Annotated in this window: 18 protein-coding genes; 9 read left to right on the forward strand and 9 right to left on the reverse strand. The window is 33.5% G+C overall.

All coding sequences use genetic code 11. The features are described from left to right. Positions 1–214 precede the first annotated feature (214 nt). The 4 genes from pstB to ACLL8X_RS02255 are packed head-to-tail and all read right to left on the reverse strand — an operon-like array spanning position 215 to position 3956. Complete coding sequence (gene pstB, locus ACLL8X_RS02240; protein ID WP_411989333.1) at positions 215–955, reverse strand: phosphate ABC transporter ATP-binding protein PstB; 741 nt, start codon at positions 953–955, stop codon at positions 215–217. Beyond that, on the reverse strand, positions 952–2040 hold the full coding sequence (gene pstA, locus ACLL8X_RS02245; protein WP_411989334.1) for a phosphate ABC transporter permease PstA: 1089 nt from the start codon (positions 2038–2040) through the stop codon (positions 952–954). The genes pstB and pstA overlap by 4 nt, the downstream gene beginning before the upstream one ends. After that, positions 2037–2951 (reverse strand): phosphate ABC transporter permease subunit PstC, encoded by a 915-nt coding sequence (gene pstC / locus ACLL8X_RS02250; protein WP_411989335.1) that lies wholly within the window; start codon positions 2949–2951, stop codon positions 2037–2039. Before pstC ends, pstA begins: the two co-directional genes overlap by 4 nt. 9 nt (positions 2952–2960) lie before the next feature. Then, entirely contained in the window at positions 2961–3956 is a 996-nt protein-coding gene (locus ACLL8X_RS02255; protein WP_411989336.1) for a substrate-binding domain-containing protein, read from the reverse strand. Between the two features lie 474 nt (positions 3957–4430). Here ACLL8X_RS02255 and ctf point away from each other — a divergent pair, with 474 nt between their 5' ends. Genes ctf through ACLL8X_RS02275 form a run of 4 tightly spaced genes read left to right on the forward strand, consistent with a single transcriptional unit; the run spans position 4431 to position 8542 of the window. Then, positions 4431–4934, forward strand: a complete 504-nt coding sequence (gene ctf, locus ACLL8X_RS02260; RefSeq protein WP_411989337.1) for a non-heme ferritin — start codon at positions 4431–4433, stop codon at positions 4932–4934. A 46-nt stretch (positions 4935–4980) separates the two neighbouring features. After that, positions 4981–6357: an MBOAT family O-acyltransferase gene (locus ACLL8X_RS02265; RefSeq protein WP_411989338.1), complete on the forward strand. Its 1377-nt coding sequence runs from the start codon at positions 4981–4983 to the stop codon at positions 6355–6357. After that, on the forward strand, positions 6358–7377 hold the full coding sequence (locus ACLL8X_RS02270) for an SGNH/GDSL hydrolase family protein (RefSeq protein WP_411989339.1): 1020 nt from the start codon (positions 6358–6360) through the stop codon (positions 7375–7377). Then, a complete protein-coding gene (locus tag ACLL8X_RS02275; RefSeq protein WP_411989340.1) occupies positions 7364–8542 on the forward strand; it encodes an SGNH/GDSL hydrolase family protein in 1179 nt (392 codons plus the stop codon). The genes ACLL8X_RS02270 and ACLL8X_RS02275 overlap by 14 nt, the downstream gene beginning before the upstream one ends. 3 nt (positions 8543–8545) lie before the next feature. Here ACLL8X_RS02275 and ACLL8X_RS02280 read toward each other — a convergent pair whose 3' ends face one another. From ACLL8X_RS02280 to ACLL8X_RS02290, 3 genes are read right to left on the reverse strand one after another with little or no spacing between them, the layout of a single operon-like run. Next, complete coding sequence (locus ACLL8X_RS02280) at positions 8546–9916, reverse strand: TolC family protein (protein WP_411989341.1); 1371 nt, start codon at positions 9914–9916, stop codon at positions 8546–8548. A gap of 1 nt (position 9917) precedes the next feature. After that, positions 9918–11843, reverse strand: coding sequence for an ABC transporter permease (locus ACLL8X_RS02285; protein WP_411989342.1), 1926 nt, complete (start codon positions 11841–11843; stop codon positions 9918–9920). Next, entirely contained in the window at positions 11843–13009 is a 1167-nt protein-coding gene (locus ACLL8X_RS02290; RefSeq protein WP_411989343.1) for an efflux RND transporter periplasmic adaptor subunit, read from the reverse strand. Before ACLL8X_RS02290 ends, ACLL8X_RS02285 begins: the two co-directional genes overlap by 1 nt. Positions 13010–13165: 156 nt before the next feature. On the opposite strand from ACLL8X_RS02290, the gene ACLL8X_RS02295 reads away from it, so the two are divergent. Genes ACLL8X_RS02295 through ACLL8X_RS02305 form a run of 3 tightly spaced genes read left to right on the forward strand, consistent with a single transcriptional unit; the run spans position 13166 to position 18568 of the window. Beyond that, positions 13166–15301: a site-specific DNA-methyltransferase gene (locus tag ACLL8X_RS02295; protein ID WP_411989344.1), complete on the forward strand. Its 2136-nt coding sequence runs from the start codon at positions 13166–13168 to the stop codon at positions 15299–15301. Then, entirely contained in the window at positions 15288–15812 is a 525-nt protein-coding gene (locus tag ACLL8X_RS02300; RefSeq protein WP_411989345.1) for a DNA methyltransferase, read from the forward strand. Before ACLL8X_RS02295 ends, ACLL8X_RS02300 begins: the two co-directional genes overlap by 14 nt. Next, positions 15806–18568, forward strand: coding sequence for a DEAD/DEAH box helicase family protein (locus ACLL8X_RS02305; RefSeq protein WP_411989346.1), 2763 nt, complete (start codon positions 15806–15808; stop codon positions 18566–18568). Before ACLL8X_RS02300 ends, ACLL8X_RS02305 begins: the two co-directional genes overlap by 7 nt. A gap of 42 nt (positions 18569–18610) precedes the next feature. Here ACLL8X_RS02305 and ACLL8X_RS02310 read toward each other — a convergent pair whose 3' ends face one another. Further along, on the reverse strand, positions 18611–19807 hold the full coding sequence (locus ACLL8X_RS02310; RefSeq protein ID WP_411989347.1) for a M20 metallopeptidase family protein: 1197 nt from the start codon (positions 19805–19807) through the stop codon (positions 18611–18613). 8 nt (positions 19808–19815) lie between these two features. Beyond that, positions 19816–20739, reverse strand: a complete 924-nt coding sequence (gene ppk2, locus ACLL8X_RS02315) for a polyphosphate kinase 2 (RefSeq protein ID WP_411989348.1) — start codon at positions 20737–20739, stop codon at positions 19816–19818. A gap of 99 nt (positions 20740–20838) precedes the next feature. Here ppk2 and ACLL8X_RS02320 point away from each other — a divergent pair, with 99 nt between their 5' ends. Beyond that, a complete protein-coding gene (locus tag ACLL8X_RS02320; protein WP_411989349.1) occupies positions 20839–22533 on the forward strand; it encodes a protein-disulfide reductase DsbD family protein in 1695 nt (564 codons plus the stop codon). Next, positions 22533–23201 (forward strand): MOSC domain-containing protein, encoded by a 669-nt coding sequence (locus tag ACLL8X_RS02325; protein WP_411989350.1) that lies wholly within the window; start codon positions 22533–22535, stop codon positions 23199–23201. The genes ACLL8X_RS02320 and ACLL8X_RS02325 overlap by 1 nt, the downstream gene beginning before the upstream one ends. The last annotated feature ends 9 nt before the right edge of the window (positions 23202–23210 follow it).

Raw genomic sequence — 23210 nt, forward strand, 5'->3', positions numbered from 1 at the left:
CACAATGACAAGAATAGAGATTTGGGATAAAGAATGAAATTTAAAGGTAATTTTGATTTTTTAATAACCTTGCCTTTATTATCTTTCTCATCAAAAAACGCCTCGCTAAAAAATCAAATTGATGGGCTCTAATTGCTTAAGAAGTTTTAAAAACTACTCACTTTTGTGATTGCTAGGCGTTTTACTTTTTACAAACTAAAAATTGTTTTAAGTTTTATCCAAAGGCACCGCTTAAGTAAGCTTTGGTTTTTTCTTGTTTAGGGTTTTCAAAAAATTCCTTACTTTCGCCAAATTCTATAAGCTCACCCAAATGAAAAAAGGCTGTAAAATCCGCCACTCTTTTACCTTGCTGCATATTGTGCGTTACCATAATCATAGAAAGATTATGCGAAAGCTCTTTTAAAAGCTCCTCTATAACACCTGAAGATATAGGATCAAGTGCTGAAGTAGGCTCATCTAAAAGCAAAAGTTTAGGCTTTATAGCCAAAGCTCTAGCTATGCAAAGGCGTTGTTGTTGTCCGCCTGAAAGAGCTAGGGCATTTTGTCTTAATTTATCCTTTACCTCATCAAAAAGCCCTACTTTTTGCAAACAATCAACCACCAAAGCTTCTTCTTCATCTTTGTTTTTAATCATGCCGTGAAGTTTGGGTGCGTAAGAGATATTATCATAAATGCTTTTAACAAAGACATTAGGCTGTTGAAAGACCATACCCACATCCTTACGCAGTGCCACGACATCTTGATTTTTTACATCTTTTCCTTCAATTTCCACTAAACCATCGATTTTTGCGATTTTATCATTCATTCGGTTAAAACAACGCAAAAAAGTCGATTTTCCACAACCTGAAGCACCAATTAGGGCTGTAATTTTGTTTTGCTCTATTTGCATGTTAATGTCAAATAAGGCTTGTTTTTTACCATAAAATAAATTTAAATTCGTTGTTTTTGCTATCACTTTAATTTTCCTTGAAAATATTTTCTTAAAAGTATGGCGGCTAAATTAAGCACCACCAAAAGAGCTAAAAGCACGATAATACCCGCTGCAGTCCTTTCTAAAAATGCACGCTCTGGCATAGCCGACCAAGAATAAATTTGTGCGGGCAAAACACTAGTTGGGGTAAAAATAGAGTTTGCCACATCAGGAATGAAGGCTATCATACCGATTATCATCAAAGGAGCTGTTTCGCCGATAGCCTGAGCTAAAGTAAGAATAGAACCTGTTAAAATCATAGGCAGGGCTAAGGGTAGCATAATGCCCTTTACCATTTGCACCTTAGTCATACCTAAGGCGTAAGCGGCGTTTTTCATATTAATATCCACACTTTTTAAGGCTGCCTTAGTAGAAACTATGATAATAGGTAAGCTCATAATGGCTAGGGTAAGCCCACCCACTAAGGCACTTGAGCGGGGCATTCCAAAAAGATTGATAAAAACCCCAAGTCCTAAAAGTCCAAAAAGTATGCTAGGAATACTTGCAAGATTATTAATACACACTTCTATAAAATGCGTCAAAATATTTTGCGGGGCAAATTCCTCCAAATAAATCGCCGCACACACACCAATAGGAACGCTTACAACCATACAAACTAGCATTACAAGCAAGGTCCCCACAACTGAAGATAAAATCCCTGAATTTTCAGGCGATTTTGAATCCCCGTTTAAGAAAAAATTGCTATTAAATTTAAGCTCTATTTCATTTTGTTGCACGAGTTTATCTACTAAAGCCTTATTTTCATCGCTTAAGCGATTATACTTTTGCTTCATATACTGATCCACTTCTGAATTCGCTAAAAGCCAAGATTTTTCAGTGATTTGCCCTGTTCTTATCTTTCTTTGCTCTGCACGCGATAAAAGCTCATAAGCACCAGAATTTCTATCCGCTTCGACAAAAATATAAGTTTGCTTAAAAGCTCCCATTCCCAAATAAGCCACACTTCCTAAAAAGATACATAAAAAAACAAGATTGATATAAAGCCCCATTTTGCAAAGTCTCATAAAGGACTTTGAAGCCTTTTTTCTTTGCTTAAAAAGTTTTTTCATAAATTTTTCCTTTTGTGAAAGCGGTTGATAAGATAAACGCTAAACATATTGATGATTAAGGTAATGATAAAAAGAACTAGCCCCAAAGAAAAGGCACTAAGAGCTAAGGAGCTATCAAAGGCTTGGTCTCCACTTAAGGCTTCTACGATTTTAACCGTTACTGTGGTCATATCTTCTAAGAAATTTAGTGTCAAATTAGGACGCAAAGAAGCTGCCATTACCACTATCATAGTTTCGCCTAAAGCTCTTGAAAGCCCTAGCAAACAAGCTGCTACTATACCCGGCACCGCTTCAGGTAAAATCACAGCAAAAACCACTTCTTTTTTTGTCATTCCCAAAGCATAGGCTCCATTAATGCGTTTCTCACTCACAGCTTCAATACAATCTTGCGATAAAGACGCCACAATAGGCACTATCATAATACCCATAATAAACCCTGCTCCTAAGGCACTTTGAAAACTAGCTTGCAAACCAAAAAGAGCAAAAAACCACACAATAAAAGGCGCGACAACGATGGCTGCAAAAAATCCAAAAACCACTGTGGGAATTCCTGCTATGATTTCTAGTATAGGCTTTAAGTAATTTTTAGATTTTTTACCGGCAAAAACGCCAAGATAAATCGCACACATCACCCCTAAAGGCAGGGCTGTTAGCATAGCGATTAAAGAAATATAAAAGGTTCCCCAAAAAAGCGAAGCCGCACCAAAAACACCCTGTTTGCTCGTGCCATCTGCATTCATAAAAGCCGCATCTGCTGCCCACTGAGAAGAAAATAAAAAGGTGCTAAGACTTTCTTTTTGAAAGAATTTTAAAGCTTCAATTAAAATCGTAAGCATAATGGCAAAGCTTACCACTACGCTTACAAAGGCACATAAGAAAAGTGCGAATTTGATTATTTTTTCTTTTAGCAAAATTTTTCCTTAGAAAACTCTACCGGCTTTTACAAGCTCATCGTTTAAGATTTTTCTCTCTTCTATATGTTTTTGAGAGGCTTTTAAATTTGCATCACTTAAAGGCACAAGCCCTATTTTCTCAAGCTCTCCACCACTTTTTGCCAAATCATCACTCATATAAATTTTAGCAAATTCAAAGGCTTCTTGTGGGTTTTTCTTTGCGTTGATATAGATAAACAAACTTCTTGCGAGTTCGTATTTGCCCTCGGCTATATTTTTTTCATCTGCTTTTACCCCATCAATGTCAGCTGCATTGATTTTATCTGTATTGCTTACCAAAAAACCATAGCCAAAAAGCCCAAAAGCGTCTTTATCGATGGTAAGTTTTGAAACGATTAGATTATCATTTTCCCCACTTGGAATATAAGCTCCATCTTGGCGTATAGTCTTATACCCACCCTTATATTCAGGGATATTTTTAGAAATATCACTCATTACAAGCTCTTCAATAGTATCTCTTGTTCCTGAGCTTGATGGAGGTCCATAAACGCTGATTTTGCGATTAGGTAAATTTTTATTGATTTGATTCCAGTTAGTGTAAGGATTTGGCACGAGTTTGCCATCTTGAGGAATTTCTTTAGCTAAGGCTAAAAAAAGCTCTTTTTTAGTGATATTAAGCGGGGTGTTGGTTTTATTTTGTGCTAAAACTATACCATCATAGCCTATCATAACCCCTACTATATCGGTAACTCCAGCCTTTTTGCAAGTTTCAAATTCACTTGGCTTAATGGCTCTTGAAGCGTTTGAAATATCGGTTGTGCCTTCACAAAATACCTTAAAGCCTCCACCTGTTCCTAAGCTTTCTATTATAGGAGTTTTTGTATTTTTAACTGAAGCGTATTCTTCGGCTACAAAAGAGCTAAAAGGATAGACCGTGGATGAACCCGCTATCTTTAAATCCGCCGCAGATAAAACACTTGACAAAGCAAAACTTGCCACACTCAAAGCTAGAATTTTTTTCATTTTTTCTCCTTAAAATTTAAAAAAGTGCTAGAAGTTTAGAAAAACTTGGAAACATTTTAGAAACATTTTTAACTTCGCAGCAAAAATAAATTTTGCTTTGCGACAGGGAGTTACACTCCCTTGACCCACCTAAAGCCCAAGCCGTCTGTGCCTTGTTTTGCTTTTAAATTTCACTAAAGGCTACCCGACCCTTTTACTTCGCAAAAGCCCCGTTACTTGCCTTTTTTATTTTTACACTCCCTTGACCCACCTTATGCCCCCGTCCCACTGAAGTGGGCATAGTCATTGCGAGGCGTAGCTAAGGCAAAAGCCACATTAATTAGAAATTCTTAAGCTTTGCGACACTTTAATCCACTCAAAAGCATATCTACATAAAAGCTTTATAAATTTTAATCTTTAATCTTTAAATTTTTAGCTTGTTTTCAAAAAAATAATATATCATTATGAAATAATTTCAAAACAAAAGGAGTTAAAATGCTTTCTAAAGAAGTTGTGAATTTGCTTAACGAACAAATAAACAAAGAAATGTATGCGGCAAACTTATACCTTAGTATGAGTTCTTGGTGCTATGAAAATAGCCTTGATGGTGCGGGAGCATTTTTGTTTGCACACGCAAGCGAAGAAAGCGACCACGCAAAAAAACTCATCACTTATCTTAACGAAACAGATTCGCATGTAGAACTCAAAGAAGTTAAGCAACCAGAACAAAATTTCAAATCCTTGCTTGATGTTTTTGAAAAAACTTACGAACACGAGCAATTCATCACAAAATCCATCAATACTTTAGTCGAACATATGCTAGTGCATAAAGACTATTCTACTTTTAACTTCTTGCAATGGTATGTGAGCGAACAGCACGAAGAAGAAGCACTTTTCCGTGGAATAGTTGATAAGATTAAACTCATCGGCGACAATGGAAACGGACTTTATCTAGCCGACCAATATATCAAAAACATTGCACTAAGCAGAAAAAAATAATCTTTGCCCTAAATTTAGGGCAAAACTTCATTTTGGATTTTAAGGTATGACTTATTTTTCTTTAGAATTTAGTATTTTAATGCTAACTTTTTTTGCTATTTATTGGACTTTTAAAAATGATTATAAAATACAAAATATTTTAATTTTAATTTTCTCTTACACAATTTATATTTTAATCAACCCTTATTTTGCTTTGGTTTTATTTATATATACCTTTTTCATACACTATTTTGCCTTGCTGATTTTTGTGCGTAGGAAGCGTTATATATTTGCTACTTGTATGACTTTTATTATTTTAAATTTATGTTTTTTCAAATACTTTGCTAGTATCAAAACAAGCTTAGATGAATTGCTTTATTTTTTTGGTTTAGAATTCTTAAATATTGATTTAGTATTGCCTTTGGGCATTAGCTTTTATACCTTTACTTCCATTACCTATCTTGTTGAAGTCTATCAAAAACGCCGTTTGGAGAGCTTTTTAAATTTGGCTACCTTCTTATCCTTTTTTCCTACTTTGCTCTCAGGTCCTATTATGCGAAGTTCTTTTTTCTTTGAACAAGCCTATCAAAAACGCGAATTTAAACATGCGAATTTAATTATCATCTTGCTTATTTTTGGTATAGTCAAAAAGGTCTTAATCGCTAATTATTTAGGAATTTACGCTAAAAGCATTTTAGACTTTCCACAATCTTATAATTTCGTGCAGCTTTTAAGTGCGATTTACGCTTATGCTATACAAATTTATTGTGATTTTAGCGGTTATATTGATTTAGTTTGTGCCTTTGCCCTAATGCTGGGCTTTACATTGCCGCCTAATTTTAATATGCCTTATCTTGCAAAAAATCTCAAAGATTTTTGGGCTAGGTGGCATATTAGTCTTTCAAGCTTTATAAGAGACTATATCTACATACCTTTAGGGGGCAATAGAAAAGGAATGCCACGCACCCTGCTTAATATACTCATAGCCTTCATACTTTCAGGTCTGTGGCATGGCAATACACTTGCCTTTGCTATTTGGGGTTTATTGCATGGTTTGGGTGTGGTTTTCATACATTTGCTGGCTTTAAGCAAATTAAGCTTACAAAAAATTCCAGCCTTAGGAAGATTTTTAACCTTTCAATTTGTATGTTTTACTTGGATTTTCTTTTATTATAGTAAAAATCTAGATGACGCAATAGAATATTTTAAAGCTTGTTATTATAATTTTTTCCAAATTCCATCTTACAATGACATTTACGCACTTGTAAGCTTTGGAGTGCTTTTTATGATTTATCCTTTATTTGTTAATTTTAAAGAATATTGCATTAAAATTTTAAATCTTACCCCCTTTTTACTCAAGCCTTTTATCATAGCCTTTATTTTACTTTTGGTTTTTGCCTTTATGCCCGATGGAATTCCTGATTTTATTTATTCGAGTTTTTAGATGAGTGTAGTTAGATTTTTCTTTATTTTGATTATAGTGCTTGCTTTAGTCGTTGTAGTTATGAATGAGAGTATTAGTTCTTATATAGAACAAAAATATCATTTTGCCTTCTATCCACAAAATGAACTTTTAAAAGAAGCCAATGGCTTTAAAATCAAGCTGGAGCAAATTCGTGCGATTTTAAGCAATGAACCTCTACCCAAAGTCAGCGAAGAGCAAGCTAATGAAGAATTAAAATTTCAAGAAAATAACAAAGCGGATGAAAATTTAAATCAAGATTTTAAAATTCTTTTACAAGAAGATGAAAATCTCACCCACGAAGAAACAAAGCTAAATTTAATCCAAGATGAAAATATAAGCTTTATCGACAATACCAAATTAGAAGTGCAGAAAAAAGATGAGTTTTTATTCATAGGAGATTCTTTAATGCAAGGTGTTGCCATAGCCTTAAATAGAGATTTAAGAAATTTAAATCTTAAAGTAAGCGACCTTAGCAAACAAAATACAGGACTTTCCTATAAATCCTATTTTGACTGGTCAAAAGCCACCAACGAAGCCCTTGTTAAAAACTCAAATATCAAATATCTTGTTGTTCTTCTTGGGGCAAATGACCCTTGGGATATTAAAAAAGGGGGGAGTTATCATCGTTTTGGTTCTACTTCTTGGATTGAAATTTATACAAATCGCGTAGATGAAATCATTAAAATCGCCAAAAAACACGGAGTAAAAGTCCTTTGGTTTGAAATTCCTCCAGTGAAAAAAGAAGACTTGAATAAAAAAATACAAATACTCAATAAAATTTACAGCGATGAAATTCTAAAAAATAAAGAAATTTTTATCAATACCAAACTATTTTTTAGCGTAAATGACGCATACTCAGCCTATATAAAAGATGAAAATAATAAAAGCATAAAAGTAAGAAGCGATGATGGAATTCATTTTACTCCAAGCGGTGCAAGAGAAATGTCTAAACTTTTATTAGAACACATAAAACTTAAGGAAGAAAATGCTAGTAAATAAAGTTAAAATTATCTTATTGTTTTTTATCCTTTTTACCTACTCTTACTCGCAAAATTTAAATGCCAATGACACCCTAGATTCCATACTCAATCAAAACAAAAATCATTCTGCTTTAACAAGCTATGCTCCCAAAAAAGAACTTAAAAATCTAGAAAAAAAATTAGAAAAAAATCAAAATATAGGCATTAGAATTTATGGGGACTCTCATATGGCGGCTGATTTTTTTCCGCGTGTGATTAGAGGGTATTTAATCCGCTCTAACTCCATAGGTTTTGCTTATCCTTTACAGCCTAAATACCAACAAAATCTTAATCTTGTTTATTCTTATAAAAACTTTGAAATTTTAAACTCGAGAAATCCTGCTAATGCTGGGTATAATTTTCCACTAGGGGGTGTTATAGCCAAAGCAAAAAATAAAGGCGCAAAAATTAATCTTGACACAAGTTTAGATAAAAAGAATTTCAAAGTAGGATTTTTGTTTAAAGCCAAACAAAACACCAATGCCTTTAGCATAAAAGATGCCAAAAACAAGAGCTATGAGCTAAGAACCACGCAGAGTAATAAATGGTCCTATAAAGAACTAGAGCTTGATTTTCCTTTGCAAATTTCAGCCTTGCAAAAAGATGCTGAGCTAGGTGGATATTTCATCACAAATAAAAATAATAATGTTTTCCTAGACACCATTGCAATCAATGGAGCTAAAAGCGATTTGTGGCTTTCTTGGAATGAAAATGTGGTAAAAAAAGAGCTTGAGCTTTTAAAAAATGACTTAATCATCATAGCTTATGGTTCTAATGATGCACTTTTTAAGGGTTTTGAAAAAGAAAAATTCAAAAATAATTTAAAAAAATGGATACAAATTCAAAAAACCTACAATAAAAACGCCACCATCTTACTCATGTCCCCTCCCACCGTGGTGCAAAAACAAGGCAAAAGCTACAAGATAGCCCCTGATTTTTATACTATACGCAAAGCCCTTTATGAAGTGGCTAAAGAAGAAAAAACTCTCATTTTTGATATGCACAAATTTATGCAAGATAGCGGGGGTAAAAACAAATGGATAGAGCAAAAGCTTTCGCTAAGCGATGTGCATCTTAGCATAAAAGGCTATGAACTGATGGCTAAAAAATTACTTGAAGATTTAAAAAATATCATCAATTATTAAAATTTAATACTTAAGAGCTTCTAAGTTTTCATCATTTAAGCTTAAAGTTGTGATTTTGTAGTAAGAATGAATGGTTTTTAAAAGATTAAACCTTGCTCTTAAAAGCTCTTGCTGAGTGGAATTTAAAGCATTGCTCGCATCCAAATAGTCTTTTAATTCGCTTTTTCCTAAAATATATTTTTCATAATACGCCTTAGTGATAAGCTCTTGTTTAGCCTTGATATTTTGCAAATTTTGCAAAAGCAAGGTATAACTTTGATAATCTTTATGGTTTAAAGTGAGTTCATTTATCGCACTTTGTAAAACTTGCTCATAAGAAATCAAACGCTCTTCATAAGCAAATTGCGAAATTTTGATATTTTGCCTTACCCTACCATAATCTAAAAAAGGCAAAGAAAGCTTAACATTACCGCTTAAAATTTCAAATTTAAAACTATCATCAATTCTCTCATCACTCCCGCTTAAGGCTCCACCTAAAGAAATACTGGGCAAAATAGATTTTTGCACGGAAGAATAATCCTTAAAAGCAGCCTTTAAGCTATTTAGTTTAGCTTTTACATCAGGACGGTAAGCCAAAGCTTTTAAAGGTATATTGAAATTAGGATTTAAGCTTTTAAAATCATACAAAGATAAGCCTTTAAAATACTCTATATAAGCAAAACCTTCTTGTTTTCCTATTAAATCTTGTAAATTTTTTATGAGTAAATTGCGGTTTTGCTCGTTGCTTAATAAATTCTGCCTAGCCTTTAATAGACTTTGTTCTATATTTAAAAAATCAAGCTCTTCGATTTTGCCTAGCTTTAATTTATAAGCATAAAGCTCACTCATTTGCTTTAAATTTGCAAGATAATTTTTAAGCAATTTATCCACATCATTAAAATAAATCAGTTCAAAAACATCATTTAAGGCTGTATTGATTAGGCTGATTTTTAAATTTTCAAGGTCATAAGCACTTGCATTTGCACTAAATTCACTCGCATTTGCAATGTCTCTTAACTTAGCAAAAATATCAAGCTCATAGCTTAAATTTAAAGAAGAATTGAAATTTTTACTTTGTTTGCCCGAATTTAAGTCTTTATCCACGCCAAAGCCCCAATTTGCACCTAAAGTTGGATACAAATCATAATCCATCAAATCAGCTCTAGCTAAGGCTGAAAGCAAGGTTTTTCTAGCGATATTAATATCACTATTATTCAGTAAAACAAAGGCTAAGAATTCATTTAATTTTACATTTTCATAAGACTTATACCAATCATAAGAACTATTTAAATCCCCCAGCTCTTCATAACTCAAATGAGTTTCTTCAGGCAAACTAAGTTTTACACCACAAGCACTTAAAAAAAGGGCTAAAAAAAGGCTAAGTATTATTTTCATTTTATTCCTTTGACAATGCACTAATAGGATTTAAATTGGCTGCATTTCTTGCAGGGAAAAAGCCAAAAATCACCCCAATTAGCATAGAACTTAAAAGCCCTAAAAGCACAGAATAAGCATTTAAAATCATAGGAAAATCCGTGCTTAAGGTATTAAAAGCAAAAATCACAAAAATCGATAAAATCACACCCAAAATCGCCCCTAAAGTGCAAATCATCACCGCTTCGATTAAAAATTGCATTAAAATATCTTCCCTTCTAGCACCTATTGCCATACGAATTCCAATCTCTCTTGTCCTTTCACTTACCGAAACAAGCATTATATTCATCACGCCTATACCCCCTACTATGAGTGCAATAACCGCCACACAAGCGGTAAGTAGGGTTGTAGTGCGTTTGTTTGCCGTGATGGCTTGTTTAAAGGTATCTGAATTAAAAGTGAAAAAATCCTTTTGACCCCTTTTGATTTCTAAAATTCTTATAATAGCATTCTCAGCCAAAGTTGAACTCACATCATCTTTAACCTTAACGATAATTTCACGCAAAGTTCTATCGCCTGTGAGTTTATTCATAAGCGTTGTATAGGGCATATAAAGACGCACCACATTATCCTCTATGGGCTTATCTGTATCCTTTTGTAAAATTCCTATTATCTTAAAAGGCTGGGAATTAAAAAGCACCACGCGTCCTAAGACACTTTGACTTGGCTCATTAGGAAAAAGATTTTTCTTAGCATTAAAATCAAGCACGGCAACATTAGCACTATTTTTCACATCATCTTCATTTAAAATTCTTCCCACATCTAAGCTCAAACCCTCTATGGCAAAATTATTTACCCCCACGCCTTCAGCTCTGGCATTTAAAGAAATATTTGTATAAGTTGCCACCCCTGAAGTGCTTGAATGCGCATCCACTGCTTCTAAATATTCTAAGGTTCTTAGCGTTTCTAAATCGCTAAAACTAAGCCTAGTCCTGCCCGAACGCAAATCCCCAAACCCCCTTCCGGGACGAATTTCAATGGTATTCGTGCCTAAACTTGCAATGGACGCAAGAACCTTAGCCTGAGAACCTAAGCCTAAAGCCACCACACAGACCACAGAAGCAATGCCTATGATGATTCCTAGCATAGTTAAAATAGAGCGAAGCTTGTGTGCAAGTATGGAAGAATAAGCTATCTTAAAACACTCAAAGGCTTGATTTTTAAGCAAAGCAAGGGTTTTTTTCTCCTTAGGCATTATTTTTAAAGCGTATTTTTCCCTAGTTTTTTCTTTTTTAGTATCGCTTAAAATTTCCCCATCTTTAATCTCTATAATCCTTTTAGCTTGCGCGGCTATTTTTGGGTCGTGAGTTACTAAAACTATGGTATGCCCTTGCTCGTTAAGCTTTTTTAAAATTTCAAGCACCCTAATACCGCTTTTGCTATCCAAAGCCCCTGTGGGTTCATCGGCTAAAATAAGCTCCCCACCATTCATCAAAGCTCTAGCGATGGAGACTCGTTGTTGTTGTCCGCCACTTAGCTCATTAGGTTTAAACTCCGCCTTATGTCCTAATTCTAAATCCTCTAAAAGCAATTTAGCCTTTTGATTTCTTTCTTGTTTGTTTTTTCCCGCATAAACCGCAGGCAAAGAAACATTTTCTTTAGCACTAAGCAAACTTAAAAGATTGTATCTTTGAAATATAAAGCCTATTTTTTCACGCCTTAGCTTTGCTTTTTCATCGTTATTAAGCCCGCTCACTTCAAATTCATCAAAAACATAGCTTCCGCTACTTGGCGTATCTAAAGTGCCTATGATATTTAAAAGTGAAGTTTTACCGCTCCCGCTTTGTCCTATAATGGCAACAAATTCGCCCTTTTCTATACTTAGGCTTACATTTTTTAAAATAGCATTTTCGCCTATATTTTTACAGATATTTTTAAGAAAAATCATTAAAATCTCAATCTCACTTTAGAAGCCAAACCATCAGCACTTGAGCTAATAATCAATTCTTCATTTTCACTCACACCTTCTAAAATTTGGGTATGGATAGAATCTTTAATGCCAAGCTTGACATATTTTTTAAGAACTTTTTGCTTTTCTAAAATTTCAACATAATAACCCTTATCATCGCTTTTAATCGCATAGGTTGGCACCGCTAAAACAGCTTTTGCACTCGCTACGACAATTTCATTTTGCAAACTCATACCAATACGCAAAAAATCATTCTCATTGGCTACATAAAATTTCGCATAATAATAAATCGCACTTGAGGAGCTTGAACTTGAAGTTGAGCTAGAATTTGAAGAGCTTGTAGAGTCGCTAAGCTCAGTATCGGCAGGGTCTATGCTTGCTATTGTAGCGGGATAGGTTTTTTGCGGGTCGCTTAAAAGTGCAAAGGCTAACTCCATACCCGTGTGTATCTTGCTTACATCAGCCTCAGCAATTTCCATTCTTACTTCCATCTCGTCTAAATTGGCTATGCGGACTATGGTAGGGGTGTTTTGATTGGCATTAACCGTTTGCCCTTCATCCACAGCCACATTAATCACTACTCCATCCATAGGGGCGGTGATAGTGGTATAATCTAAATCTTTTTGGGCATTTTTAAGAGTGATTTCAAGCTGAACGACCTGGGCATTAAGCTCGGCAACATTTGCCTTTAAGGTATAAAAATTATTTTTTTGACTCTCTAAATTTTCAAGCGAACTTGCCTTAGCCGCATAGAGTTTTTGCTCTCTTTGGTATTGTTTATTGGCAATTTCAAGGGCGATTTTTTTGCTCTCTAAATTAGCCTTAGCACTTTCAAGCTGTGCCTTTGTAATGTCTAAATCATTTTGTTGTTTATCTTTATCAATTTGTGCGATTAAATCGCCTTGCTTAACCTTGCTTCCAACATCCACATAAAGCTTTAGAATTTGTCCGCTTACTTGAGCACCCACATCCACTTGGTCCTTAGCATAGACCTTACCTACGGCTTCTATGGTTTGAGCTAGGTCTTTTTTTTGTATTTTTTGAGTAAGATAGCTGATTTTTTCATCATTATTAAAAAAAATAAAATAAGCCCCAAAACTCCCCAATATCACAACCAAAAGGATTAAAACCATCTTTTTTTTCATACACTAAACCCTAAAGAAAAATTAGGGTTTAATTCTACTTAATTATTTGTGAATTTTTTGTGAATTTTTAAGTTTGTTTTTTAAGTTTTAAGTGTGTTTAGCTTAATTTTCGTTATAATAATGCCCTTGTAAATAAAAAATTCTTAGGTTTAAAAAATGTTAGCAAGTGAAAAGAAATTTATGGATATTTTAGATGATATATTTTTGGGTGTGGAGTTTGAGAAAAGCGATGAAACGCTTTTTACAAATCACAAGGCTAGACAAAGGCAAGGATTTGTCAATTTACTAAGGGCAAAAAGTGCCTATTTTAGTGCTTTTAAAGAGAAATTTTTGCAAGATTTAAAAGCAAAAGTTGGCACTAATGAAGAGCTAAAAATTGAAATTTATGATAAGCTTTATGATTTTTTTCATCGTTATTTTAGTCCCACAGGCTCGGTTTTTTATCATCAAACGCCTTTATTTTACAATGTCTTTACAAAAAGTTATGAAAAAATCACTTCAAAAGATACTGAGCTTTTTTATAAAACAAATATGCTTTATTATGTTAAAAGCGATAAAATTTATAAGGAACTGACTATAAAATTAGCTAAAGATAAACTCATTAAATTTGATGTCAATAGCTTAGATGAAAAAAAGGCAAATCAAAAAACGCAAATTATATTTGAATTTTTAACGGGTTCTAAAGATACCCTAACCCTACAAGTAAGCCATTCTCAAAAGGGCAAAAAGACAGATAAAGAGAGCATTTTAAAAAAAGCTCATAAAGCAGGTTTTGATTTAGATGAAGAAATGCTAAAAAAGGCTTTAAATAGCTTTAATAAGCAATCAAGCTTTGATTTTTTCATTAACAAAAATGCAAAAGAATTTTTAAGCCGTGAGCTTGATTTATGGATTTATCAATACCTCTTTTCACAAAAAAATAGCTTTAGCCCTGAGCGTATCAAGCAAATTGAAGCCTTTAAAGAACTGGCTTTAAAACTCATAGACTTTATCGCTAAATTTGAAGATGAGTTAGTAAAAATTTGGACTAAACCTCGTTTTGCTTTAAATAGCCATTATCTTGTGAGCCTTAGCACGCTTAAAGAAAAGGGCTTTGATTTAGAAAAAATTTATAAACATAAGAATTTTGATGCACAAAAAGCCCATTGGCAAGAATTAGGACTAAAAAGCGATAATGGGCTTTTTTCTAATGAAACTTTAGCTCTTGATACTCGTTTTTTTGAGAGTTTAAAAGAAGAGATTGAAATGCTTTTTGATGAGAATGAGCTTAATGGACTTTTGATAAAGGCTGAAAATTTCGGGGCTTTAAATACGCTTTTGCCAAGATTTAAGGACAAAATTGATTTAATTTATATTGACCCACCTTACAATACAGGTGGCGATGATTTTATTTATTTAGATAAATTTAACCACGCCTCGTGGCTTACTATGATGAGTAACCGCCTTGAATTTGCAAAAGAATTTTTAAAAGAAAGCGGAAGTATTTTCATAAGCATAGACGATAATGAACAAGCAAGGCTTAAAATTTTATGCGATGAGCTTTTTGGAGAAGAGAATTTTATAAGTAATATCGTGTGGCTTAAGGGCAATGCACAAAACGATGCCGATACCATCCAACGCAATCAAGAATACATTGTAAGCTATGCTAAAAGTATAGAAACCAAACCCATAAAAGCTATCAAACAAGAAGTTAGCGTAAAGGTTTTTAAAGATGAAAAAATGGATAAATTTTACTATGAAGGTGCAGGACTTGCTATGGGCGGTGGCGATGGTGGTAATTTAGAAAAAAGACCCAATTTGGGTTATACCTTTTATTATAATCCACAAACAAAAGACATAAAACCGCTTTTAGACTACGATAAAAATTTTGTAACAACTACAATAAACCACGATGAACTTTATAACGATGATGAGAAGCTAATCAAGCAGGGTTATGTGCCAATACGCCCACCAAAAATGGGTGTTGGAAATGGGCGTTGGAAATGGGCGTTGGAGAAAACACTTAATGAGCTTAATAGAATACTTATTAAAAAAGGTAAAAATGGTTATTCTATCTCTCGTAAAGAGTGGCTAAACCCCAAGCAAGTCAGACAAGACGATGGTGGAGAACTTTATGCGATGATAGAAAAGGAAAATCCGCCGAAAAGTTTTATTGACTTTGTTGGTAGCGGAGCAGGGACAAAGGAACTAAAAGAAATCTTTAATGATAAGGTTTTCAACAATCCAAAACCCGAAAAGCTTTTAAAAAGAATTGTAGAAATCGCCAGTTCTTCCGAAGATGGGGGGGGGTAATCCCAGCATAGTGCTTGACTTCTTCGCAGGAAGTGGCACAAGTGCGGCTACGGCTTTAAAGCTGGGAAGAAAATTTATAGGCGTAGAAATGGGAGAGCATTTTGACTCTGTCATCATTCCACGCATTACAAAGGTTTTAAGTGGAGTGCAAAGTGGCATTTCTAAAGAATGCGAGTATAAAGGAGGAGGTATAGTAAAATACTACGAGCTTGAAAGTTATGAGCAAATTTTAAGCACTCTAAGCTTAGAAACTCCCCCACAAAAATACCTAGAATACTCTAAAAAATACGGCTTTGATGAGCCTTTTTTATTGGATACAAAATTAAGCAAATTTTTTAATGAAGATTTGAAATTTGAAAGTCTTTATAAGGGACTTGATTTAAAAGAAAGTTTGCTTAATATCAGGGGCTTAGAAGTTAAAAGCATAGATACTAAAACAAATCAGGTTGTTTTTAAAGATGGTAGTCAAGGGAATTTAATAGAGCTTTTAAGAAGGTATTTAGTATGGTAAAAAAAGAAAAAGGGCTATTTGAGCTTGAAGAAACAAGGCAAATTCTTTTACAAGGCTTAGCTGAAAATAGTAAAATAGAACTTAATGAACTTGATGAATATGACCTTGATAGTTTTAGCGATAAAAAAACCCTGCTTGAGTATCAAAAAGAAGCTTTAGAAAATGCCTTTAGCATTTTAAATCTCTTTTTTAATGAGTGTAGTGGGGATAAGGATAAATTTTATGCTCTGCTTGGGGTTAAAAATTCTTTGGATATAAGGGTGGGAAAAGACTCGCTTTTAAGGGAGTATTTTCAAATCTCAAGCTCTAATAGGCTGGAATTTAAGCAAATCGTTAATCAAATGTGCTTTTGGATGGCAACGGGTAGTGGTAAGACTATCGTTATCATTAAACTAATAGAAATGCTAAGACAAGCTATGGATAATGACCTTATCCCTAAAAAAAATATTTTCTTTTTTAGTGCCAGTGATGATTTGCTAGAAGCTTTTAAAAAGGAAGTTGAAGAATATAATCAAGGTAATATCCGCATAATATGTCATTCTTTAAAAGAATTTGAAAAAGTAAAAGGAGAGAATAACGGAAATTTATTTAAGCAAACTGATAAACCAACTGATGTTTTTATTTATGGAGCCTATAATCTCATAAGCGATGAGAGTAAAGAAAAGCAAATAAAATTTACAGAAGTGCTTGATAATGGGGATAATTATGTGATTTTAGATGAAGCACATAAGGGGGATAAAAGCTATTCTAAAATGCAGCATATTATGAATATCTTAAGTAAAAATGGCTTTTTATTTAATTTTTCTGCGACCTTTACTTCCGCCCAAGATATAGCTATGACGGTTTTAAATCTCAATGTGATAGAGTGGATACAAAAAGGATATGGCAAAAAGCCACTTTTGCTAAAGGATTCTGATTTGAGTGCTTTTAGAGAAAAGCAAGATTTTAATGAAAATGCCAAGCAAAAGGCGATTTTAAAATCTTTAATCGCTTTGTATTTATGTAAAAATAGCAAGATAAACTCTCAAAAAGATAGCTACCACGACCCTATGATGCTTATTTTTTGTAATTCCGTAACGGCACAAAACTCTGATGCGCATATCTTTTTTAAAACCCTGCAAAGCATTGTAAGTAACGACTGCAAAGAGCTTTTTGAAGAAGCAAAAGAAGAAATAGCTGATGAGCTTAAAAAGAGTGATTATTTAATACCCACAGAAGATAATGATAGTTTGGAATTTTTATCCGCTAAGGTGCTTAAACTAGAATTAAATGAGATAAAAAAACAGGTGTTTTATTCTCACAAAGGAAACTTAGAAGCGATTTATTATCCAAGCAATAGTCATGAAATTCTTTTTAAGCTAGATAGCGTGGAAAAGCCTTTTATGCTGATTAGAATAGGAAATATTATAGAATGGTTAAGGATAAATTTAAAAGGAATAAAGATTTCAAAAAGCCATAAGGATTTAGAAGCATTTAAAAACATAGATAAAAGCTCTATTACCATCTTACTTGGCTCAAGAATGTTTAGCGAGGGCTGGAATACCACAAGACCTAATGTTGTTTTATTTTTAAACATAGGTATAGATAAAGAGGCTAAAACCTTTGTAACGCAGTCTTTGGGAAGGACTTTTAGGATTAAAAGTTATGAGGGAAACACAAAGCGTGCGAACTTTATAGAAAATTCTAAGGTGGAAGCAAATCGTGTTTTAGAAACTTCTTTTATACTTGCGACTAATTCAAACGCCATAGAACAAATCATTGAAAACACACAAGTAAAAAATATCCCAAAGAAAACTTTAATCAAATTAGAAAAAAATCCTTTAGCTGATGGGAAAAATCTTTTAATCCCAAAATATAAGCACACAGAAGAAGAATCAAACAAAATTAAACAAAAGAGCAAAATAAGAGTAAGCAAACAAAATAAAGAAATGGCTCAAATTTATGCAAATATTAGCCATGCACTGATGGCATTAAGACACAATATAAGCGATAAAAATAAAATTGAACTTGTAAAAAAACTCTTAGATGAAAGCAATTTTTATGAGAGCAACGATAAGCATTATAAAAATATAAGCGTCCTAGTCAAAGAAGTGGAAAAAAGGTCTATTGTAAAGGTGGAGGCTTTAGATAAATTTGAAAGACTTAAAGATGAGATTAAGCATTTTGAAAAGATTTGTGTCAATACACTTAAAAGCACTGAAGTAGCAAGGGAAATTCATAAAATTAATGCCGATAAAAAGGAAGATAAAAGCAAGGTAACGAATGCTAGATATAAGTATTTGGAAAAGCACTATTACAATCCTTTAATATGCGAAAAAGATTCTGTGGATTTTTCCCATATTGTTAAAATTGAAAGTGAAATAGAATTTCTAAAAGAACTTGATAGCTTAAACGATAAAATCGATGAAAAAGTAAAATGGTGGTTTTTTAGCAAAATAGAAGAAAAAGATGAAATTTATATCCCCTATATAAAAGACGCTAAAGATAGGAGATTTTATCCTGATTTTATCTTTTGGATAAAAAAGCTTGATGGTTCATTGAAAATTGCCTTTATTGACCCAAAGGGGACTAAAAACACAGATTATGAATTTAAATGCGATGGATTTAATAAGGTCTTTGAAACAAACGATAATAAAAAGCTAGAAGTTAAGCTTTATCTTATTAAAAACAATGCAGAAATTTCGCAAGGATATGCTTCATATTGGCTTGATTTAAAGGGAAATGGAAAAGAGGGATTATTAGAAATCTTTTCATAGATAAAAAGCTAAGATTGCTTAGCTTTACTTAGAAAACCCTTTTTAAGAGTGCGAATTTAAAAATTCCAAAGCCATCATCGCATCGCCTTGCATTAAAAGCTTTAAATTTTCATCATCCCAGCAAAAAGTAGAGCTATGGTGCAAAGCAGGATGGTTTAAGTCTTTTGAAATTCCAACAAAAACATAAGCCCCCATTCTTTGGCGCGTTAAAAAAGCAAAATCCTCAGCTCCCATATCAGGCTTGGCTGTGCTAATGATATTTTTCTCTCCTAAAAGCTTTGCAAAGGCTTTTCTTGCTATGAAAGCAGCTTTTTCATCGTTAATCAAAGGGGGGAATTCTTTGGTATATTTAAGCTTATAAGCCCCGCCACACGATTTTGCCGTAGCAGCGGCTACTTCTTCTAAGGAATTTTTTAAAAGTTCTTGGGTTTTATCGTTTAAAAAACGAATAGTTCCTTTTAAATAGGCACTTGTAGGAATGACATTATAAGTTGTTCCTGCACAAAGTTGTCCTACGCTAATCACTCCCGCTTCACAAGGAGCTAAACGCCTAGAAATAATGCTTTGTATATTATTTACAAATTGCGTTGCCATAATGATGGGGTCTATACAAGTATGCGGATGCGCTCCGTGTCCGCCTTTGCCTATAAATTCCAAATCAAAAATATCCACTCCTGCCATCATTTCGCCACTTACAATTTGAGCGGTGTTTTCAAGCAAAGCTCCCCACAAATGACAGCCAAAAACAGCATCCACGAAAGGATTTTCCAAAACGCCCCATTCTATCATAGGTTTAGCCCCACCACTTCCTTCTTCTGCGGGCTGAAACATAAATTTAACCACACCACAAAACTCAGCTCTTAATTCATGGAGTATCAAAGCCGCACCCAAAAGCCCTGCTGTATGCCCATCGTGTCCGCAAGCGTGCATTTTGCCATCAATTTTTGAAGCATAATCAAGCCCTGTTTTTTCTTGCACAGGCAAGGCATCCATATCCGCTCTTAAAAGAACGCATTTTGGTTTTTTTTGTTCTTCTTTTTGACCTTCTATGATAGCCAAAATTCCTGTTTTTGCAATGTTTCTTTGATATTTAATGCCAAACTCATCTAAAATTTCACACACCAAATTCGCTGTATTTTCTTCTTCAAATTCAAGCTCAGGGTGCATATGAATTTGATGTCTTAAATGAACTATTTTTTCATAATACTTCAGGGCTAAATTTTCAATCCGTTTTTGCATATTTTTACCTAGTCTAAATCTTTTATTTTTTCATCGGCTTTTTTGCTATCAAGCTTTTCTAAATTCGCTTCCATTTTGCGTATTTCTTCTTCTCCACTACGCACTAATTTTACATCCATTTTAGAAAAATCTCCCGTTTTTTTATCTTCATACTCGACCTTAGAAAGTATAAAACGCAATAAATTCAGCCTAGCTTTTTTCTTATCATCTGAAGAGATAATAGTCCAAGGACAAGTTGGAGTATTTGAAGCTAAAAGCATAGAATATTTAGCCAAAGTGTATTTATCCCATAATTCTTGTGATTTTTGGTCCACTGGAGAAAGTTTGTATTGCTTAAGAGGGTCGGTACGGCGTTTTTCAAAGCGTTTTTTTTGTTCTTCTTTGGAAACTGAAAAATAGAATTTAAAAAAAATAATATCACTGCTTGAAATCATATTTTCAAACAAAGGCACTTCTCTTAAAAAATCCTTATGCTCTTGCGGAGTGCAAAAGCCCATCACAGGCTCAACTCCAGCGCGGTTATACCACGACCTATCAAAAATCACTATCTCACCTGCTGAGGGCAAATGCGTTACATAGCGTTGAAAATACCACTGCGTTTTTTCCACATCGCTAGGCTTTTCAAGAGCCACAACACGACAACCACGCGGATTTAAATGCTCTATCAAACGCTTAATTGCCCCGCCCTTACCCGCAGCATCGCGTCCTTCCATCAGTATAAGCACCTTTAAACCCTTTTCTTTAACATAATTTTGGAATTTCAAAAGCTCAATTTGTAAATTTTTCAAATCTTTTTCGTATTCAACCGTGCTTTTTTTCTTTTTAACCTTGATATATTCTTCTTTTTTTGGATTGGATTTTAAATTTTTCTTTTCTAACTTTTTTGGCTCTTCTTTTTTTTCTTCATTTTTTGCATCTTGTGTATTTTGCATAGTTTCATCCTTTAATTTTGAAGTATTTAAGGCAAATTTACCATAATAACTTATAATTGAAGCTAAAAATTAAGATAAAATTTAAGTTTTAAGGGAATTATGCGTATTATCGTTACAATTTTATTAAGTTTTTATTTATGCTTTGCTTCGGTATTATCCCTAAACGAAGCTTTTAATGTGAAATCAACTTCTTATGATAATTCTGTTTTTATTGATATTGAGCTTGGAAAAGACATTTATCTTTATGCTGACAAACTCAAACTTTATATCAATGAAAAGGATATAAGCTCTTTAATCAATCTGCCCCAAAGCTCCACAAGAAAAGATGGAAGTGTTTATTATCAAAAGCTAAATTTAGCCTTGCCAAACTTATTGCTAGAACGCTTTGCAAAAAATAATACCAATCTAATCAAACTTGAATTTCAAGGCTGTTCCGAGCAGGGCTTATGCTATAATCCTCAAATTTGGTATTTTGATTTAGCTTATAATGAAGGCAAATACACACTTTCAAGCCCTTATAAAAAAACAAAATCTTCAAAAAACACCCCGCTTAACGAAGAGAGCGAAATTGCCAATTTTTTAGCCACGGATAATCTTTTTTGGATTTTGCTGAGTTTTTTTGGCTATGGGCTTTTACTTTCGCTTACGCCTTGTATTTTACCTATGATTCCCATATTATCATCACTCATAGTCGCTAAGGGTGGGTTAAATTCCAAAAAACACAGCTTTTTTCTCTCTTTTGTTTATGTTTTTTTTATGTCTTTAGCCTATGCTATTGCTGGAATTATAGCTAGTTTTCTAGGCTCAAGCGTTCAAGGAATTTTACAAAAACCTATAGTTTTAACTCTTTTTGCTTTCATTTTCATTCTTTTTGCTTTTGCGATGTTTGGGGCTTTTCGCTTTGAATTGCCCTTGAAATTTCAAAACTTTATCCATAAAAAAAGCGAAAAAGGAAAAGGACTTGTAGGCATAGCCCTTATGGGATTTTTATCCGCTTTAATCATAGGACCTTGCGTAGCAGCTCCTTTAGCAGGCGCTTTGATTTACATAGCCGATACAGGAAATGCTTTATTGGGCGGTAGCGCGCTTTTTATTATGAGTTTTGGTATGGGCATACCCTTGCTTTTCATAGGCTTGGGACTAGGCTTTGTTAAACCGGGTGCTTGGATGGAAAAGGTGAAATTTTTCTTTGGCTTTGTTATGTTAGCTATGGCTATTTGGATACTTTCTAGGATTATCCAGCCTAGTTATATTTTAATGGCTTATGGAATTTTAGGCGTGTTTTTTAGCGTCTTTATGGGGATTTTTGAAAAAAGCTTCACAATAGTTTCTAAAATCAAAAAAAGCCTTTTAATTCTTGTTTTAGCTTATTCTTTAAGCCTATTTTTAGGAGGACTTTTTGGAGCTAAAAATTTCTTAAATCCCTTAGCTTTTAATAATGTTGCAAAACAAAACTCAGCCTTAAAATATGAATTTAACTACAATCTTAAGCACTTAAAACAAGAAATTCAAAATAGCACTCAACCTATAATGCTTGATTTTACAGCTTCTTGGTGTGAAAATTGCAAACTTTTAGATGAGCTTACCTTTAGCGATGAAAGGGTGATTGAAAAAATGCAAAAGTATAAACTCATCAAAGTAGATGTGAGTGAAAATAACAGCGAACAAATTAAAACTATGAAGGAATTTAAAGTCTTTGGACCCCCTGTTTTGATTTTCTTTGAAAATGGAAAGGAAAAACTAAAAATCACAGGTTTTATCAGTGCTGATGATTTGCTAAAAAGGATAGAGTAGTGGAAATTCAAAGCATGCAAGTAGGGAAAATTAAAAACTATAAAAATTTCCAAAGTGCCTTTATCAAAGACATTTACCTAGAAGAAGCACAGGTTGATTTTTTAGGTATTTTAAACGATGAAGTGGCTGATAAAATACACCACGGTGGCTACGATAAAGCAATTTTTGCCAATGCAAGCCAAAATTATCCCCTATGGGAAGAATTTCTAAACAAAAAATTACGATTTGGAATGATGGGCGAAAATTTAAGCATAGATGGACTTTGTGAAAATAATGTTTGCATTGGCGATATACATCAATTTTCAAATGTCATTTTACAAGTGAGCGAACCTAGAAAGCCTTGCGTAAAAATTTCAAAAATTCACAAAAATCCAAAATTTACGCATGAAATTTTTAAAAGTGCTTTAGGTGGATGGTATTATAGAGTTTTGCAAAACGGAACGATACAAAGGTCCGGAAAAGTGAAAATCCTAGAAAAAAATCCCATTTCGCTTAGTGTATTTGAACTCAATCAACTTTTTTATTCTCCCCATCAAATTCTTAAGCAAAATCCTAATTTGTTAGCTAAATTAGAACAATTAAACACCCTTTTAAGTCAAAATTGGCACGAAAGCATACATAAACGCTTAAAAAATACTTATGATACTAGCTATATGAGTAATTTATAATTATTTTTA

The sequence above is a fragment of the Campylobacter parajejuni genome, from assembly GCF_046764905.1.
In the GTDB taxonomy this organism is placed as follows: Bacteria; Campylobacterota; Campylobacteria; order Campylobacterales; family Campylobacteraceae; genus Campylobacter_D.

Coding starts and splice junctions, on each gene's coding strand:
- pstA (WP_411989334.1), bottom strand. CDS start 2,040: ATGAAAAAACTTTTTAAGCAAAGAAAAAAGGCTTCAAAGTCCTTTATG.
- ACLL8X_RS02255 (WP_411989336.1), bottom strand. CDS start 3,956: ATGAAAAAAATTCTAGCTTTGAGTGTGGCAAGTTTTGCTTTGTCAAGT.
- ctf (WP_411989337.1), top strand. CDS start 4,431: ATGCTTTCTAAAGAAGTTGTGAATTTGCTTAACGAACAAATAAACAAA.
- ACLL8X_RS02265 (WP_411989338.1), top strand. CDS start 4,981: ATGACTTATTTTTCTTTAGAATTTAGTATTTTAATGCTAACTTTTTTT.
- ACLL8X_RS02270 (WP_411989339.1), top strand. CDS start 6,358: ATGAGTGTAGTTAGATTTTTCTTTATTTTGATTATAGTGCTTGCTTTA.
- ACLL8X_RS02275 (WP_411989340.1), top strand. CDS start 7,364: ATGCTAGTAAATAAAGTTAAAATTATCTTATTGTTTTTTATCCTTTTT.
- ACLL8X_RS02280 (WP_411989341.1), bottom strand. CDS start 9,916: ATGAAAATAATACTTAGCCTTTTTTTAGCCCTTTTTTTAAGTGCTTGT.
- ACLL8X_RS02285 (WP_411989342.1), bottom strand. CDS start 11,843: ATGATTTTTCTTAAAAATATCTGTAAAAATATAGGCGAAAATGCTATT.
- ACLL8X_RS02290 (WP_411989343.1), bottom strand. CDS start 13,009: ATGAAAAAAAAGATGGTTTTAATCCTTTTGGTTGTGATATTGGGGAGT.
- ACLL8X_RS02295 (WP_411989344.1), top strand. CDS start 13,166: ATGTTAGCAAGTGAAAAGAAATTTATGGATATTTTAGATGATATATTT.
- ACLL8X_RS02300 (WP_411989345.1), top strand. CDS start 15,288: ATGGGGGGGGGTAATCCCAGCATAGTGCTTGACTTCTTCGCAGGAAGT.
- ACLL8X_RS02305 (WP_411989346.1), top strand. CDS start 15,806: ATGGTAAAAAAAGAAAAAGGGCTATTTGAGCTTGAAGAAACAAGGCAA.
- ACLL8X_RS02310 (WP_411989347.1), bottom strand. CDS start 19,807: ATGCAAAAACGGATTGAAAATTTAGCCCTGAAGTATTATGAAAAAATA.
- ppk2 (WP_411989348.1), bottom strand. CDS start 20,739: ATGCAAAATACACAAGATGCAAAAAATGAAGAAAAAAAAGAAGAGCCA.
- ACLL8X_RS02320 (WP_411989349.1), top strand. CDS start 20,839: ATGCGTATTATCGTTACAATTTTATTAAGTTTTTATTTATGCTTTGCT.